The organism is Phenylobacterium sp., assembly GCF_965229015.1.
Classification (GTDB): domain Bacteria; phylum Pseudomonadota; class Alphaproteobacteria; order Caulobacterales; family Caulobacteraceae; genus Phenylobacterium.
This window is the reverse complement of the sequence record NZ_CBDDIM010000001.1, coordinates 133,766-148,351: the sequence shown is the minus strand read 5'-3', so window position 1 is coordinate 148,351 and position 14,586 is coordinate 133,766. Positions and strand designations below refer to the sequence as shown.

The 14,586-nt window shown below is 72.4% G+C and carries 17 protein-coding genes; 6 read left to right on the top strand and 11 right to left on the bottom strand.

The annotated features are described in order from the left end of the window. Positions 1 to 41 precede the first annotated feature (41 nt). Both ACO06I_RS00730 and ACO06I_RS00725 read right to left on the bottom strand, forming a co-directional pair. Positions 42 to 197, bottom strand: coding sequence for a hypothetical protein (locus ACO06I_RS00730; RefSeq protein ID WP_421930719.1), 156 nt, complete (start codon positions 195 to 197; stop codon positions 42 to 44). Positions 198 to 223: 26 nt separating this feature from the next. Beyond that, the gene (locus ACO06I_RS00725) at positions 224 to 928 is read right to left on the bottom strand and encodes a phosphoribosyltransferase (protein WP_421930718.1); all 705 of its coding nucleotides are present in this window, start codon (positions 926 to 928) and stop codon (positions 224 to 226) included. A gap of 59 nt (positions 929 to 987) precedes the next feature. Here ACO06I_RS00725 and ACO06I_RS00720 point away from each other — a divergent pair, with 59 nt between their 5' ends. After that, on the top strand, positions 988 to 2,484 hold the full coding sequence (locus ACO06I_RS00720; RefSeq protein WP_421930717.1) for an AAA family ATPase: 1,497 nt from the start codon (positions 988 to 990) through the stop codon (positions 2,482 to 2,484). 1 nt (position 2,485) lies between these two features. Here the strand turns inward: ACO06I_RS00720 and ACO06I_RS00715 are convergent, their stop codons facing one another. After that, a complete protein-coding gene (locus ACO06I_RS00715) occupies positions 2,486 to 3,097 on the bottom strand; it encodes a TetR/AcrR family transcriptional regulator (protein WP_421930716.1) in 612 nt (203 codons plus the stop codon). Positions 3,098 to 3,244: 147 nt separating this feature from the next. Next, the gene (locus ACO06I_RS00710; protein WP_421930715.1) at positions 3,245 to 3,634 is read right to left on the bottom strand and encodes a hypothetical protein; all 390 of its coding nucleotides are present in this window, start codon (positions 3,632 to 3,634) and stop codon (positions 3,245 to 3,247) included. A 226-nt stretch (positions 3,635 to 3,860) separates the two neighbouring features. Between ACO06I_RS00710 and ACO06I_RS00705 the strand changes: the two genes are divergently transcribed. The 5 genes from ACO06I_RS00705 to ACO06I_RS00685 all read left to right on the top strand — a co-directional run bounded on the left by ACO06I_RS00705 (position 3,861) and on the right by ACO06I_RS00685 (position 8,970). Continuing rightward, the gene (locus tag ACO06I_RS00705) at positions 3,861 to 5,231 is read left to right on the top strand and encodes an FAD-binding oxidoreductase (RefSeq protein WP_421930714.1); all 1,371 of its coding nucleotides are present in this window, start codon (positions 3,861 to 3,863) and stop codon (positions 5,229 to 5,231) included. Between the two features lie 107 nt (positions 5,232 to 5,338). Continuing rightward, a complete protein-coding gene (gene ubiT / locus ACO06I_RS00700; protein WP_421930713.1) occupies positions 5,339 to 5,863 on the top strand; it encodes a ubiquinone anaerobic biosynthesis accessory factor UbiT in 525 nt (174 codons plus the stop codon). A 1-nt stretch (position 5,864) separates the two neighbouring features. After that, on the top strand, positions 5,865 to 6,857 hold the full coding sequence (gene ubiU, locus ACO06I_RS00695; protein WP_421930712.1) for a ubiquinone anaerobic biosynthesis protein UbiU: 993 nt from the start codon (positions 5,865 to 5,867) through the stop codon (positions 6,855 to 6,857). Beyond that, positions 6,854 to 7,762 carry a ubiquinone anaerobic biosynthesis protein UbiV gene (ubiV, locus tag ACO06I_RS00690; RefSeq protein ID WP_421930711.1) on the top strand — a complete coding sequence of 303 codons (909 nt, stop codon included), beginning with the start codon at positions 6,854 to 6,856 and terminating at the stop codon, positions 7,760 to 7,762. Before ubiU ends, ubiV begins: the two co-directional genes overlap by 4 nt. Further along, entirely contained in the window at positions 7,759 to 8,970 is a 1,212-nt protein-coding gene (locus tag ACO06I_RS00685) for an NAD(P)/FAD-dependent oxidoreductase (protein ID WP_421930710.1), read from the top strand. Before ubiV ends, ACO06I_RS00685 begins: the two co-directional genes overlap by 4 nt. Here ACO06I_RS00685 and ACO06I_RS00680 read toward each other — a convergent pair. From ACO06I_RS00680 to narJ, 7 genes are read right to left on the bottom strand one after another with little or no spacing between them, the layout of a single operon-like run. Further along, positions 8,906 to 9,508 carry a molybdenum cofactor guanylyltransferase gene (locus ACO06I_RS00680; RefSeq protein WP_421930709.1) on the bottom strand — a complete coding sequence of 201 codons (603 nt, stop codon included), beginning with the start codon at positions 9,506 to 9,508 and terminating at the stop codon, positions 8,906 to 8,908. The genes ACO06I_RS00685 and ACO06I_RS00680 overlap by 65 nt on opposite strands. Then, positions 9,505 to 10,170: a carbonic anhydrase gene (locus tag ACO06I_RS00675; protein WP_421930708.1), complete on the bottom strand. Its 666-nt coding sequence runs from the start codon at positions 10,168 to 10,170 to the stop codon at positions 9,505 to 9,507. Before ACO06I_RS00675 ends, ACO06I_RS00680 begins: the two co-directional genes overlap by 4 nt. Next, the gene (locus tag ACO06I_RS00670) at positions 10,167 to 10,715 is read right to left on the bottom strand and encodes a hemerythrin domain-containing protein (protein WP_421930707.1); all 549 of its coding nucleotides are present in this window, start codon (positions 10,713 to 10,715) and stop codon (positions 10,167 to 10,169) included. The genes ACO06I_RS00675 and ACO06I_RS00670 overlap by 4 nt, the downstream gene beginning before the upstream one ends. A gap of 23 nt (positions 10,716 to 10,738) precedes the next feature. Continuing rightward, on the bottom strand, positions 10,739 to 11,926 hold the full coding sequence (locus ACO06I_RS00665; RefSeq protein ID WP_421930706.1) for a hypothetical protein: 1,188 nt from the start codon (positions 11,924 to 11,926) through the stop codon (positions 10,739 to 10,741). 3 nt (positions 11,927 to 11,929) lie between these two features. Continuing rightward, a complete protein-coding gene (locus ACO06I_RS00660; protein ID WP_421930705.1) occupies positions 11,930 to 13,054 on the bottom strand; it encodes a peptidylprolyl isomerase in 1,125 nt (374 codons plus the stop codon). 5 nt (positions 13,055 to 13,059) lie between these two features. Continuing rightward, positions 13,060 to 13,863, bottom strand: a complete 804-nt coding sequence (narI, locus tag ACO06I_RS00655) for a respiratory nitrate reductase subunit gamma (protein ID WP_421930704.1) — start codon at positions 13,861 to 13,863, stop codon at positions 13,060 to 13,062. Positions 13,864 to 13,876: 13 nt separating this feature from the next. Then, positions 13,877 to 14,584 carry a nitrate reductase molybdenum cofactor assembly chaperone gene (narJ, locus tag ACO06I_RS00650; protein WP_421930703.1) on the bottom strand — a complete coding sequence of 236 codons (708 nt, stop codon included), beginning with the start codon at positions 14,582 to 14,584 and terminating at the stop codon, positions 13,877 to 13,879. Positions 14,585 to 14,586 lie beyond the last annotated feature (2 nt).

Genomic DNA, 14,586 nt, shown 5'->3' with positions numbered 1-14,586 from the left:
TTCGCCCCCGTCCTTGACAGGGCTCAAGGGATGACGGGCGCTCAGAGGCCGAAGGGATAGATGTCCGGCGCCCCCTCCGGCGGGGCACCGGCCAGCGGGGTCACCGCCCCGGTTTCCTCGAACCAGGCGAAGGCCTCGAACTGCCGGGGACCCTGGACTCCGTGGTGGAACTGGCCCTCGCCTGGTTCTCCGAGCACCTCGGCGCGGAGGTTCGAACCCGCGCCTAGGTCGTCCCGCCGAAGGTGGCGGCGCGGGCCAGCAGGTCCAGCACCTCCTGGTCGTCGAGCTGGTGGAAGTCGGCATAGAACCGCCCGACGCCCCAGAATGGCGTGGGCTCGGCCAGGCAGACCAGTTCATCGACCTCCTCGCGCATCGTCGCGGCGGTGTCGGGAGGCGCCACGGGCACCGCCAGGATCACCCGCGCCGCGCCCTGGGCCCGCAGGCCCTGGATCGCCGCCCGCGCCGTGGCCCCGGTGGCCAGGCCGTCGTCGACGATGATGGCGGTCTTGCCCTTGGGGTCGGGCCGCGCCCTGTGGCCGAAATAGAGCCTGCGGCGACGTTCGATCTCGATCAGCTCCTTGGCCTTTTCACAGGCCAGATATCTGGGGGTGGCGCCGGTGACGCGCATCACCTCCTCGTTCACCACCATCCTGGGATCATCGCCGTCCACCACCGCGGCCACCGCCAACTCCGGCTGGCCAGGGGCGCCGATCTTGCGCACCAGGGCCAGGTCCAGGGGCGCGTTCAGCGCCTCGGCGATTTCGAAGGCCACCGGGGCGCCGCCGCGCGGCAGGGCGTAGACGATCACCTCGCCCAGGTGGCGCACCGCCAGTTTCTCGGCGAGCCAGCGCCCCGCTTCGGCGCGATCTGTGAAAAGAGCCGTCATGAAGCCAAGTTGGGCGCCGCCGTGACGGAGCGCCTTGATCATGATCAAGGTTCGAGATTGGTGCGCACCTGATCGTCGCCGCGCACCGGAGCGCCGTCGCCATGCCAAAGGACATCGACCAGCAGGCGGTCGTCCGCGCCCTGGAGAGCGGCGCGGCCACCGGCCAGGGCCCGCTCAAGCGCATCGACACCCACATGTCCCACCTCTTCCTGGGGGAGAACCGCGTCTACAAGCTCAAGCAGAACCGCCGCCACCCCTTCGCCGACATGTCGACGGTGGAGGCTCGCCGCCAGTCCTGCGAAGCCGAGCTCGCCATCAACAAGGCCCTGGCCCCCGACCTCTACGAGGCGGTGCTGCCCGTGGTCCGCGCCGCCGACGGCGCGATCCGGGTCGGCGGCGAGGGCGAGGTGGTGGACTGGGTGGTGACCATGCGGCGGTTTCCCGATGGCGCCCTGCTCGACGAGATCGCCCGGGCCGGCCGCCTGACCCCGGAGCTGGTCCACGAGGCGGCCGAGCAGGTGGCCGCCTTCCACGCGCGCCTGCCCCACCGGACCGACGCCGGCCACGCCGCCGACTATCGCAGGATCCTCGAGGGCCTGCGCCGGACAGAGGCCGAGGGGGCGGCCGCCCTGGGCCTCCAGCCCGGATCGGAGGCCCTGTTCGCCGCCCTGGAGCAGGAGCTGGCCCGCCAGTCGCCCCGGATCGAGGCGCGACGCGAGGCCGGCTGGGTGCGGCGCGGCCACGGCGACCTGCACCTGCGCAACATCTGCGTCTATCAGGGCCGGGTGACCCCCTTCGACGCCCTGGAGTTCGACCCGGTCCTGGCCACCGGCGACGTCCTCTATGACGTGGCCTTCCTGTTCATGGACCTGCGGGCCAGGGGCCTGGACGACCTCGCCAACGCCGCCATGAACCGCTACTGGGACGCCGCCGGCCAGGCGGAGGACGCGCTGGCGCTGCTGCCGCTGTTCATGGCCCTGCGCGCCACCATTCGCATGGCCGTGGCGGTGGAGGCCGGCGACCTCACCGACTCCGCGCGCTACCGCCAACTGGGGCTGGAGCTCCTGGCGCCCGCCCGCGCGCGGCTGATGGCCATCGGCGGGCTCTCGGGAACCGGGAAGTCGACCCTCGCCCGCGCGCTCGCCCCGCGCCTGCCCGGTCCCTGCGGCGCGCGCCTGCTGCGCACCGACCTCCTGCGCAAGGCCCTGGCCGGGGTGCGGCCCACCGAACGGCTCTCCGAGGCCGCATACCGCCAGGTCGGCCGGGCCAATGTCTATCAGGTGCTGGCGCGGCGGGCCCGCGAGGCCCTGGCCGCCGGCGGCTCGGTGATCGCCGACGCCACCTACCGCGAGGACGCGCCCCGCGCCGAGATCGAGGCGGCCGGGGGTGGCCATCCCTTCACCGGCCTCTGGCTCCAGGCGCCGACCGCGGTGCGGGTGGCGCGGGTGGCCGGCCGCCGGGGCGACGCCTCCGACGCCACCCCCGAGATCGCCGCGGCCCAGGTCGAGCCCCAGCATCTCAGCCCCGACTGGCGGGTGCTGGACGCCAGCCCGGGGGTCGAGGCCCTGGTCGCGGAAATCCTGGCCGCCCAGGTCTAGGCTAGGCCGCCGAGAGCAGGCCGTCCGGCGCCAGCACGGCGCGCTTCAGGAGATCCAGCAGGCGATGCGCGCCGTCATGCTGGGTTCCGCCCCGGGCCATGCCCTCCAGCAGGCGGAGGCTGACGCCATAGAGCCCGTCATCCTCGAGCGCCGGGGGCGGGCGGCGTTCCTTGGCGATGGCGAGCCGGCCGCGCAGGGCGGCGTCGGTGCGCGCACAGCATTCGAGCTCGGCGATGGCGACGAAGGGGGTTTCCTGCAGCAGGGCCCAGTAGGCCTCGATCGCCAAGGTGGGATGGTCGTCGAGGGACCCGCCGATCACCGCCGCCACCCGCTCGGCCTTCAGCCGGTGGAGGTGATCGACGAGGGCGTCGGCCAGGGAGTCCTGATCGGGGAAATGGTAGTTGATCGCCGTGCGGACGAGGCCCGCGGCCTGGGCGATCCGCTGGTGGGTCGCGGCGTGATAGCCCTCGTCGGCGACGACGGCCATGGCGGCGTCGAGAATCCGCCGGCGGGTGGCGTCCCCCTTGCTGGAACGCCGGACGGCCCTGACCGCGCGCCTAGGCTGCGCGGTCAGGGTCGCGCGCGGTCGCGGGCGTTGCTGTTCGATCCACATCCTGCTTCAGGCTCCGAGATGTGCGCCGAGGCGACCGTGGCTAGGAGAACCGCGGGGCCCTCAGTGGGGCCGAAGACTCCGCGGCCCGAACCCGGCCGATCGGCGCGCGCAACCCTCGCCGACCAGCCGGGTGGCCCCCGGTGAGGATTATCGCGCCGAGAGCACGATCCTCGTCGAAAGTTGGGCGAACTCGCCGCCGGCCAGGCGGTTCTGCTTCACGATGGCGCGGTAGCGCGTCATGGCCTTGTCGGCCGAGGCGGTGCTGCACCAGTCGATGTAGAAGGCCTCCAGCTCATGATTGAGGAAGGCGTTGCGGCAGACGCGGCCCGCGGCCTGGCGGACCTCGTGGCGGACGACGATGACGTCCTTGCCGCGAATGCTGATGGCCTCGCTGGTGGGCGCTCGGCTGACGTTGACGCTGGACAGCTCCTGGGCCTGGGCGGCGGGCGCGGTGGCGAGGATCGCGGCGCTGGCCAGGAAGGTGGACGCCAGGGCGGCGAGGCGGCGGGTGGGGGTGGTGGTGCGGTTGGCAGGCATGTGGGCCTCCTTTGATGACACCCCAAGGCTAAGCCAGACTTCGCCCGGGACCTTTGCCGGCCATCAACGGCGGCCTTGATGTCTGCCGGGGGGTGCGACAGCCCAGGTTCGCCACCCGCCGCCGCATGTCGCACCCCCGCCCCAGGAGAGGCGCGCCGGTTTGATCCCGATCATTCGGACCTGGCCCAGGCGAGCGGAGACTGCCGCCCAAACTCCCGGAGGCGGAATGGATAGCTTGCTGGCCGACCTTGAGGCGCTGCTGGGCGCCGACCACGTGCTGACCGGCGCGGCGGCGACCGCCTGGGCCTTCAGCCCCTGGACCCGGCTGGGGGCGCCGCGGGCGATCCTGCGGCCCGCGAGCACGCGGGAGGTCTCCGGGATCCTGCGCCTGGCCCACGCCGCCGGCGCCGCCGTGGTCCCCTGGGGCGGACGCACCGGCCTGGTGGACGGGGCCTTCGCCGAGGGCGCCCTGGCCCTCAGCCTCGACCGCATGGCCGCCATCGAGGAGATCGACCCGGTCGGCGCCACCATGACCGTCCAGGCCGGCTGCGTGCTGGAGACCGCCTGCGCGGCGGCGACCGCGCAGGACCTGTTCCTGCCGGTGGACCTCGGCGCGCGGGGCTCGGCCACCATCGGCGGGGTGGTCTCCACCAACGCCGGCGGCAACCGGGTGCTGCGCTACGGCATGACGCGGGAGTCGGTCCTGGGGCTGGAGGCGGTGCTGGCGGACGGGACCGTGATCTCCTCCCTCAACCACCTGATCAAGAACAACGCCGGCTATGATCTCAAGCAGCTGTTCATCGGTTCGGAGGGCACCCTGGGGATCGTGACCCGGGCGGTGTTCCGCCTGCGGCCCCGGCCGGTGTCGCAAGAGACCGCCTGGCTGGCGGTGGACCGGTTCGAGGCCCTGTCGCCCCTGCTGCGGTCCCTGGAGTCCTCCCTCGCCGGCTCGCTGTCGGCCTTCGAGGTGATGTGGCCGGCCTTCTATGACCTGGTCACCACGCCGCCGGCGGCGGGCCGCCCCATCCTGCCCTCGGGCCATGCCTACTATGTGCTGGTGGAGGCCCTGGGCCCGGACCTGGCCCACGACGCCGCGCGGTTCGAACAGGTGCTGACCGACGCCCTGGAGAACGGGCTGGTCTCCGACGCGGCCATCGCCAAGTCCCAGGCCGAGCGGGACAGCATGTGGGCCCTGCGGGACGACGTGGCCCAGACCGCGCGCAACGGCCCGATCATCACCTTCGACGTCAGCCTGCCGATCGCGGCGATGGAGGCCTATGTCGCCGAGGTGCGCGGGACCCTGGCCGCTCGCTGGCCCCAGGCGGGAATGACCGTCTTCGGCCACCTGGGCGACGGCAACCTGCACCTGATCATCGGCGTCGCCGAGCCAAGCGCCCGTTCCGAGATCGAGGAGATGGTCTATGGGCCGCTGCGCGCCCGGGCCGGGTCGATCTCCGCCGAGCACGGCGTCGGCCTGCAGAAGCGCCCCTACCTCGCCTATTCCCGCAATCCCGAGGAGCTGGCCCTGATGCGCACGCTGAAGACGGCCCTCGATCCGAAGGGCGTCCTCAATCCCGGCAAGGTCATCCCGGCTTGATGATCGGCAAAGCCTGACTTGAGCAAGTTCCGCGGGTGCGGCGGCGATCGCCCCGTTCCCCACGCCGCAGGGCGTGACGCAGGTTGGCGCCTGAAGAGGTTCCAGTCATGCGTACGAGACATAGGCCCCGGCCCCCCCGCCCGGGCGACCCCGGCGAGGTGCTGATGGCCCTGCGGCCGCCGGCCGAGTGGATGCTGAGCGGCGCCCTGCGCCGGCTGGCGAGGCGGCGGCCCGAGGTCTTCGAGCGGCTGGGCGTCTTTGGCGACGCCGCCTTCCTGATCGCCCCCGACGGCTCGCCGGTGGCCTTCCGGCTGGCGCCCCAGGGCGCCTGCGCCGGCGTCCAGGTGCGCCGGCGTGACGACCGCTCGCCCTGCGCGGCCCGGATCGAGGGGCCGCTCGGCGCCCTGCTGGGGCTGTTCGACGGCTCCCTGGACGCCGACTCCGCCTTCTTCTCGCGGGCCATCCGGGTGAGCGGCGACATCGAGGCGGTGATGGCCCTGCACAACACCCTGGAGGCCGCTGAACTGACCCTGGCCGACCTGCTGGGCCTGTCGGGATCGGCCAGCGACCTGGCCAACGCCGCCGTCCGCTTCGTCCGCCAGGCGGCGGCCGCCAAAGCCGCGTGGGCCTGAGATGGGAACGATCGAACTCGTCTGTCCCGCCGGCTCCCCGGCCATGCTGCACGCGGCCATCGAGGCCGGTGCCGACAGTGTCTATTGCGGCCTGCGCGACGAGACCAACGCGCGCAACTTCCCCGGCCTGAACTTCTCCCCCGCCGAGCTGAAGGAAGCCGTCGTCTGGGCGCGCGAGCGCGGCGCCAAGGTGCTGGTGGCGGTCAACACCTTCGCCCGCGCCGGCGACGTCGACGCCTGGCGGGCCTCCGTGGACAGCGCCGCGGCGGCCGGCGCCGACGCCATCATCGTCGCCGACCTTGGGGTGCTGGCCTACGCCCACGCCCAGCATCCCGGCCTGAGGCTGCACCTCTCCGTCCAGGCGGCCGCCGGCACCGCCGAGGCCATCGGCTTCTACGCCCAGGCCTATGGCGTGAAGCGGGTGGTCCTGCCCCGCGTCCTGTCGGCGCCCGAGATCGCCGCCCTGGTGCGCGAGACCGATGTGGAGGTGGAGGCCTTCGTCTATGGGGGACTGTGCGTGATGGCCGAGGGACGCTGCGCCCTTTCCTCCTACGTCACCGGCAAGTCCCCCAACCTCTCCGGGGTCTGCTCCCCGCCGGACGCCGTCTCCCTGGAGGAGACCGACGGCCTGCTGACCCCGCGCCTCGGGGGCTTCATGATCGACCAGGTCGCGCCGGGCGCGGCGGCCGGATACCCGACCCTCTGCAAGGGCCGCTTCGAGGCCGAGGGGACCGCGTCCCACCTGTTCGAGGACCCCACCAGCCTCAACGCCATGGCCCTGCTGGCCGAACTGCGGACCGCCGGGGTGCGGGCGGTGAAGATCGAGGGGCGCCAGCGGGGCAAGGCCTATGTGGCCCGGGTGGCCGCGGCGTTCCGGGCCGCCCTCGACGCCCTGGACCGCGGCGAGACCACCGCCCCCTATGAGGCGCGCCTGACGGGGCTGGCCGAGGGCGGGCGGGAGACGGCCGGCGCCTACCGGAAGACCTGGCGATGAGCGGCGCGCCGATCGAGATCGCCCTGGGGCCGCTGCTGTTCAACTGGCCGGCGGAGCGCATCGCCGACTTCTACGCCGCCGTCGCCGAGGAGAGCGATCTCGACCGCGTCTATCTGGGCGAGGTGGTCTGCGGCAAGCGCGAGCCCTTCATCTCCGGACCCCTGGCCGAGGCCGCCGATCGCCTGACCCGGGCCGGCAAGACCGTGGTCTGGTCGACCCTGGCCCTGCCGGCGACGCCCCGCGACCGGCGCGGGATCGCCCAGATGGCCGCCGGCGAGGGCCTGGTGGAGATCAACGACGTCTCGGCCCTGGCCCACCGCCCCTTCGGAGCCCCCTTCGTGGCCGGCCCCCTGCTCAACATCTACAACGAGGCCGCCGCCCGCGAGCTGATGGCCCGCGGCTGCGTGCGCCTGTGCCCCAATGTCGAGCTGTCGCTCCCGGTCATCGGCCGCATGGCGAAGGCCTGTCCGGCGCTGGAGATCGAGCTCTTCGCCTATGGCCGCCTGCCGCTCGCCCTGTCGGGGCGCTGCTATCACGCCCGCGTCCAGGGCCTGCACAAGGACTCCTGCCAGCTGGTCTGCGACCGCGATCCCGACGGCCTGGCGGTGCGGACCCTGGAGGGCCAGGACTTCCTGGCCGTGAATGGGGTCCAGACCCTGTCCCATGGGGTGCAGGTGGCCGATCTGCCGGTCGCCGACCTCCGCGCGGCCGGGATCGGGGCCCTGCGCCTGTCGCCCCACACCGGGGACATGCTCAAGGTCATCGCGGCCTTCCGCGGCTTCAGCCAGGGGCGGCTCTCGCCCCAGGACCTGGCCGCCCAGGTGCGGGAAGCCGGGCCGCCGGGGCCCCTGGTCAATGGCTATCTGCACGGCCGCGCGGGCGTCGACTGGGCGCCGGCGTCATGACCGCCTGTCCCTCGCGCCAGGTTTTCGACCTGGTGGTGCTGGGGGGCGGCATCGCCGGCGCCGCCCTGGCCGCCCAGTTGGCGGGCGACCTGCGGGTGGCCCTGGTGGAGCGGGAACCGCAGCTCGGCTACCACACCACCGGCCGCTCCGCGGCCATGTACATCCCCTCCTACGGCGGCCCCGCGGTCCAGCCCCTCACCGCCGCCAGCCGGGACTTCTTCGAGGACCCGCCATGCGGTTTCGCTGGGCGACTGTTGAGCCCGCGGCCGGTGCTGCATATCGCCCGCGCCGACCAGGTCGAGCGCCTGGAGGCCTTCGCGCGCAAGGCCGCCGGCGTGAGCCTGCGCCGGCTGGGCCGCGAAGGCGCCCTGAGCCGGGCGCCCATCCTGCGGCCGCAGGCGGTCCAGTCCGCCCTGCTGGAGACCGGGGCGGGAGATCTGGACGTGGCGCGGCTGCATGGGGGCATGGCGCGCCGGGCCCGGGAGGCCGGCGCCGTCATCCTGGCCGACGCCGGGAGGCCCGACATCGCGTGGGACGGATCGCGATGGCGGGTGCGGACCCGCCAGGCCAACCTCATCGCCCCGACCCTGGTCAACGCCACCGGCGCCTGGGCCGACGAGACCGCGCGCGACGCCGGCCTCGCCCCCAAGGGCCTGTCGCCGCTGCTGAGGACCGCCATCCTGGTGGACGCCCCCCGGGAGCTCGGCTTCCACGACTGGCCGGTGGTGAAGGACATCGACGAGCGGTTCTACTTCCGTCCCTTCGGCGGACGCCTGCTGATCACCCCGGCCGACGAGACCCCGAGCCCGCCCTGCGACGCGGCCCCTGACGAGTTGGACATCGCCTGCGCCATGATGCGCTTCCATGACGCCGCCGATCACCCGGTGACGCGGATCCACCACCGCTGGGCGGGCCTGCGCACCTTTGCGCCCGACCGCGCCCCGGTGATCGGGTGGTCGGAGACGGCGCCGGGGTTCTTCTGGCTGGCGGGGCTGGGGGGCTTCGGCATCCAGACCGCCCCGGCCGTGGCCCGGCTCGCCAGCGCCCTGGTCCGGGGCCGTCGCGCGCCCCAGGACCTGGCCGACCATGGCGTGGTCCCGGCGACCTACGATCCCGGCCGTCTCGGCGAGGCGGCCGACCCGGTCATCCCGCCAGGGCGAGGTCCGCCGGTGATGGCTGATGGGCCGCCAGGTCTTCCAGCGTATTGAGGTTCACGAAGGGGTCGGGACCGGCCGCGTCCCAGGCCACCTCCCGCAGACCCACGACCTGGGCGAAGCCCCTCAGGGACGAGCGTCCCGTGGCCAGATAGGTCGCCAGGCGATCGCGCGCCGAGACGCGCCACAGGCCGCAGACCGGATGCAGGCGGCCGCCGCTCACCGGCAGGACCGCGGCGACGCCAGGCTCCAGGGCCCGCGCCAGCCGGTCGCTGAGATCGGCTGGCAGATAGGGCATGTCGCAGGCCAGGGTCTGGACCCAGAGCGCCCCGTGGCGGCGGCCGAAGTCCAGGGCCGAGGCCAGACCCGCCAGGGGCCCGCCGATGTCCGGCGGATCGAACAGCAGGGGGACAGGGGCCCCCTGCCCCGCCTGGCCGGCGTCCCGCACGGCGACGGCCACGTGGGGCGCATAACCCGCGGCCAGCTCCAGGGCGCGATCCAGCAGCGGCCGCCCGCCCCAGGCGCGCAGGGGCTTGCCGCCCCCCATCCGGCGACCCTCGCCCCCGGCCAGCACCACGGCGACACCGGTCATGATCTTGTCCTGGCGGGCTTGCGGCGCGGATCGGCCCCGGCGGGAGCCCCGATCAGGGCCCGGGCCTGGTGCAGGTCGCCGACGGTGGTCTCCAGGTCCCGCAGCAGGCCGTCATGGACGGAATAGATCCAGCCGTGCACCGTCAGGGGCTGGCCGCGCCGCCAGGCGTCATGCACCAGGGGATTGCCGGCCAGGCTGATCACCTGTTCCACCACGTTTCGCTCGCACAGATGGTTCACCCGGGTCTCGACATCGAGGATGGCGTCGAGCTCCCCGGCATGGCGCCAGAACAGGCTGCGCACCGGCTGCAGCCAGTGGTCCACCAGGCCGTGACGCTCGCCGCTCAGGGCGGTCCGCACCCCGCCGCAGCCATAGTGGCCGCAGACGATCACGTGCCGCACCTTGAGGATCTCCAGGGCGTACTGCAGCACCGAGAGGAAGTTGGCGTCCTGGGCCGGGGCGAGGTTGGCGAGGTTGCGGTGCACGAAGAGTTCGCCAGGCGCCAGGCCCGTCAGGTCATGGGCCGGCAGGTGGCTGTCGGCGCAGCCGATCCACAGGTAGTCCGGCGCCTCCTGGGCCGCCAGGTCGGGAAAGAAGTCCCGGTCGTCGCGCGCCCTGGCCGCCGCCCAGGCCAGGTTGCGGCGGAACAGGGCCTGGGTCACGCGTCGGGCTCGTGGAGGACGCGCCCGCGGCGCGCGGCCAGCCGCCGCCCCAGGGTCGCCAAGTCGTCGGCGTCCAGCCGCAGCCGGGCGATGGGCAGGATGACGGCGTTCTCCAGCCCCAGGTGCCGGCGCTCCTGGCTGGCGAACTCCGAAAGGATCTTGCGCCGGCTCGGATCCAAGCCGGGCGCGCACTCCTTCAACAGGCAGGCCTTGAGCAGGTCGCTCACCTGGCTGGCCTTGGCCACGTCGGCGCGGTGCTCGGCCGAGAGCATGCCCAGCACCCCCTCGACCTCGTCCTCCGGCAGGCAGCGGCGGCGCAGCAGGGGGAAGAAGTCCTCCTCCTCGTCGATGACGTGCAGGGACAGGTCGTGGCCCAGGAAGGCCACCACCTTGCCGATCTTGTCGCCGTCGAACACCGTGGCCGCGCAGACCTCGTCGATCATCTGGCAGAGCTGCCGGTGGCGATAGTGTTCGGCGAAGAACCAGTCGAGAGGCTCGGCGAGCAGCTCCAAGGGAACCTCCTCGATTTCGGTCGTTTGTTTCACCACCGCCTCCTCTCGACCTTGGGTCAGAGCTTGAATTCGAGCGTCAGCCAGATCTTCGTCCGATCGGGGAAGGCGGGCCGGTCGCCCTGGAAGGCGGCCGCCTTCAGCTCGGCGCCGATCTTCGGGGTCAGGGGCATGGAGATCGAGGCGTCCAGCTCCTGGCCGAGCCCGGCGCCGCCGCCGGACTCGTCGAACTGGTGCAGCGCCGCCTGAATCTTCACCGGCTTGCCGCGCGGGCCCTTGAGCACCGAACTGCCCGTCAGGCTCAGGTCACGCACCCCGTTGGCCGGGGTGGTGAGGAAGACGTCGGCCCACCCCTGATAGGCGTGCAGGGTGGCCAGCGGCGTCGAGAACCCACGGCGGCCGTCGCCGTCCAGCTGCTCGAAGCCGAGGGCCACGGCGTTGGTCTTGGTCTTCAGTCCCGCCGACAGGGCGATGTAGTCCAGGTCGAAGCTGGTGGGGCTGTTGCGATAATCGGTCTGGCGCGCGTACTCGGCCTCATAGGTGGCGCTGAGGCCGGCCTTCAGCGGCCGGGCGCCGGTCAGCCGCGCGCCCCAGGTGGCGCTCGACTGGGTCGGCGCATTGGCGAAGTCCAGCAGGTAGCCATAGGCCGAGACCTGGCCGAGGCCGGTCTTGGCGTCCACCTGGGCCAGGTGGGAGTCGCTGCGCCAGTTCCCCTGCGGGTGGTCCTCGCCGAAGATCCGGTGGACCTTGTCGATATAGGCGTAGGTGACGCTGACCTTGGGAGACGGCCGGTAGACCAGCTTGACGGCGTCGAAGGTCTGCTCGTTCTGGCGGAAGCCGACATTGCCCACGAAGCGGGCGTTGGCGAGGATCAGGCGCTGACGCCCGATGACCGCCTCGCCCTGGGTCCCCGTCCAGGACACCTGGGCCCGGTTCAGCTCGGTGGTCTCCGGATCGGTCACCAGGGGATAGGCGGTCTTGCCGTTGGTGCTGCTGTTGTAGCGGTCGGACAGGGCGGTGACGTTCTCCCCCTCCACCAGGGCCTTGAAGCCATGGAAGGCGGGGGTCTCGTAGCCCAGCCGGGTGCGCAGGGTGACCGCCTGGGCGTCCTTGGAAAATCCGTCCTGGGACACGGTCTCATGGCGCAGCCGCGACTCCAGGATCAGGCCCTTGGGCGCTTCGGCCGCGCAGGCCAGGGACGGGGCGGCCAGGGCCGCCAGGCCCAGGAGGCCGGGAAGAAGACGCATGACTCAGACTCTCCGAACGATGGTGTAGGTGCGCGCCTTGGGCGTCAGCTTGGTTCTCAGCAGGGAGGCCATGGCCGCGATGGCCGGGTCCTTGGCGCCCTGGGCGGCCGAGATCAGGTGGGTCCAGCTCTCGTCCCCGGCGTTGTCGACGAAATGGGCCACCGCGCGGCGCACGAAGGCCGGGACATCGAGGTTGTCGGCCAGGGCCGCGGCCCGCACGCGCCCGGCCAGCTCCGGGTCGGTGGCGTCGAGCCAGGCCTCGAGCTCGTCGGCCGAGCCGCCCTGGGACAGCAGTTCGCCCAGCGACAGGGAGCCGGTGGCGAACCGGCCGTCGCGGCTAAGGCTGAAGGCCACGCCCTGGGCGCGGGCGCGGTCGGCCAGGTCGGAGACGTAGCGGGTCGCCGCGGCGGTCCAGGCGCGGCTCTCCAGGTGGAGGGCGATCTTGTCCTCCACATAGTCGAAGGGCAGCTCGCGCCCCTCGATCCGGCGTTCCAGCTTCAGGATGTGCCAGCCGAAGCGCGAGGCGACCGGGCGCGGGAAGATGTCCCCGGCCTGCAGGCCGCCGAGCGCGCGCTCGATCTCGCCCACGACGTCGCCGGGACCCAGCTGGCCGAGGGAGCCGCCGACCTTGCCCGAGGGGCAGTCCGACAGGGTCTTGGCCAGGTGGGCGAACTGCGACGGCTGCGCCAGGCAGCGATCCAGGACGCCCTGGGCGGTCTGGCGCGCCTTCTCGAGGGCCTCGGCGCCCTCGCCCTTGGGCTCGATGAGGATGTGGGCGGCCTCCAGCAGGGGCGGGCTGGTGAAGTGCGCGCGCTGGGTGTCGTAGACCCGGCGGCATTCGGCCTCGCTGGGAGATTCGATTTCGATCTCCGCGTCGAGGACGGCCCGGATCAGGGCCTCCTCATTGGTTTCCTCCCGCCCGGCCTCGTCCTTGATGGGGTTCGGCGTCAGGCCCAACTCGTCGGCCCGGTGCAGCAGCAGGGCCTTGACCGCCAGCGCCTTGCCGGCGGCGGCGCGGGCCTCGGCGGCCGACAGGCTGGGATGGTTCTGCACCTCCTCGGCGATGAGGAACTCGGGGATCTCGACCCCTTCGACGACGACGGTGGCGATCGCGGCTGTGGCGGTCATGGGGGCTACTCCGCGGCCTTGAGGGGCGCGGGCCGGACCGCCTGGCTCGTCGAATGGACAGCGGCGGGCTGGACGCCCGGCTTGGTCGCATAGACCGGGGCGCCCTTGTCGCGGCGATGCGGCAGAGGACGGCGGGTGCGGACCAGCTGCCAGCCCCGGCGATTCAGGTACCAGATCGGCGCCGAGAGCATGTGCACCAAGCGGGTGAAGGGGAAGACCAGCAGGATGGTCATGCCCAGCACCAGGTGCGCCTTGAAGATCGGATGGACGTCGGCGACGTAGTCGGCGACCCCCGGCTGGAGGGTGAAGACCCCCTGGGCCCACATCATGAACTTGACCATCTCGTGCCCGTCCAGGTGGCCGAGGGACACCGGGATGGTGGCCAGGCCGAGGCTGAGCTGGAGCATCAGCAGGATCAGGATGGCGGTGTCGCCGAAGCTGGAATTGTGGCGGATGCGCGGGTCGAACAGCCGGCGATGCAGCAGGATCAGGCCGCCGACCAGGCACAGGGCCCCGGCGAAGCCGCCGGCGACGATGGCCAGCAGTTGCTTGGCGCTGTGCGGCACCCCCAGGGCGTCGAATACCCAGATGGGGGTCAGCAGACCCACGAAGTGGCCGCCGAAGATCATCAGCACCCCGACGTGGAACAGGACCGAGCCCAGCACCAGTTGCTTGCGCCGCAGGAGCTGCGATGAGCCCGAGCGCCAGGTGTATTGCTCGCGGTCGAAGCGGATGACCGATCCGAGGGCCAGGACGGTCAGGGCGATGTAGGGATAGACGCCGAACAGGATCTGATTGAGCAGTTGCATCTCAGGGGGCTCCTCAGGCCGTCGCGCCGGCGCGGCGTGAGGCGCGCGGCGGTTCGGCGTTCATGGCCTCGACCAGGGCGCTGGCCTTGGGGCAGTCGGAGTCGGACGGGCCGAAGGTGACGGCGGTCTCGGCCCAGGCCTTGTCGAGGGCCTCCAGGTCGTTGGGGTTCTCCTCGGGCTCGCTGAGCAGGGCCGCCAGCACGCCCGGATCGGCTTGGGTGTCGGCCAGGCGGGCCAGGGCCCCGAACACCGCGCGATAGGCGCTGCCGCGGGTCTTGAGCCGTTCGCCCATGGCCTCCAGCACATGGCTGGCCTCGCCCAGCAGGGACGCGGCCTGCGGTTCGGACAGGGTCGAGAGGAATTCCAGGAACACCGGCAGGAAGTCCGGCAGTTCGTTGGCCGCCAGGTCGAGACCCTGGGCCCGATAGAGCTCCAGCAGGGCCACCATGGCCTCGCCGCGGTCGCGGCTCTCGCCGTGCACGTGCTCATAGAGGTTGAGGGAGAGCGACCGCGTGCGGTCGAACAGCTCGGTATAGCGCTCCTGCAGGTCGTAGATGTCGTCCTCGGTGATCTCCACCACCAGCTTGCGCAGGGCCTGGACCAGGGTCTTGTTCAGCATGCCCTCGGCCTCGATCACCGCGAGCGCCTCGGGGGCGAAGGTCTGCAGATCGCGGTTGGGATAGGTGAGCAGCAGTGCGAGCGCCTTGTAGGTGCGGGCCATGT

Bases quoted from the DNA above. Each gene is read 5' to 3' on its own strand.
- ACO06I_RS00725 (WP_421930718.1), bottom strand. From the start codon at position 928: ATGATCAAGGCGCTCCGTCACGGCGGCGCCCAACTTGGCTTCATGACG.
- ACO06I_RS00720 (WP_421930717.1), top strand. From the start codon at position 988: ATGCCAAAGGACATCGACCAGCAGGCGGTCGTCCGCGCCCTGGAGAGC.
- ACO06I_RS00715 (WP_421930716.1), bottom strand. From the start codon at position 3,097: ATGTGGATCGAACAGCAACGCCCGCGACCGCGCGCGACCCTGACCGCG.
- ACO06I_RS00710 (WP_421930715.1), bottom strand. From the start codon at position 3,634: ATGCCTGCCAACCGCACCACCACCCCCACCCGCCGCCTCGCCGCCCTG.
- ACO06I_RS00705 (WP_421930714.1), top strand. From the start codon at position 3,861: ATGGATAGCTTGCTGGCCGACCTTGAGGCGCTGCTGGGCGCCGACCAC.
- ubiT (WP_421930713.1), top strand. From the start codon at position 5,339: ATGCGTACGAGACATAGGCCCCGGCCCCCCCGCCCGGGCGACCCCGGC.
- ubiU (WP_421930712.1), top strand. From the start codon at position 5,865: ATGGGAACGATCGAACTCGTCTGTCCCGCCGGCTCCCCGGCCATGCTG.
- ubiV (WP_421930711.1), top strand. From the start codon at position 6,854: ATGAGCGGCGCGCCGATCGAGATCGCCCTGGGGCCGCTGCTGTTCAAC.
- ACO06I_RS00685 (WP_421930710.1), top strand. From the start codon at position 7,759: ATGACCGCCTGTCCCTCGCGCCAGGTTTTCGACCTGGTGGTGCTGGGG.
- ACO06I_RS00680 (WP_421930709.1), bottom strand. From the start codon at position 9,508: ATGACCGGTGTCGCCGTGGTGCTGGCCGGGGGCGAGGGTCGCCGGATG.
- ACO06I_RS00665 (WP_421930706.1), bottom strand. From the start codon at position 11,926: ATGCGTCTTCTTCCCGGCCTCCTGGGCCTGGCGGCCCTGGCCGCCCCG.
- ACO06I_RS00660 (WP_421930705.1), bottom strand. From the start codon at position 13,054: ATGACCGCCACAGCCGCGATCGCCACCGTCGTCGTCGAAGGGGTCGAG.
- narI (WP_421930704.1), bottom strand. From the start codon at position 13,863: ATGCAACTGCTCAATCAGATCCTGTTCGGCGTCTATCCCTACATCGCC.
- narJ (WP_421930703.1), bottom strand. From the start codon at position 14,584: ATGGCCCGCACCTACAAGGCGCTCGCACTGCTGCTCACCTATCCCAAC.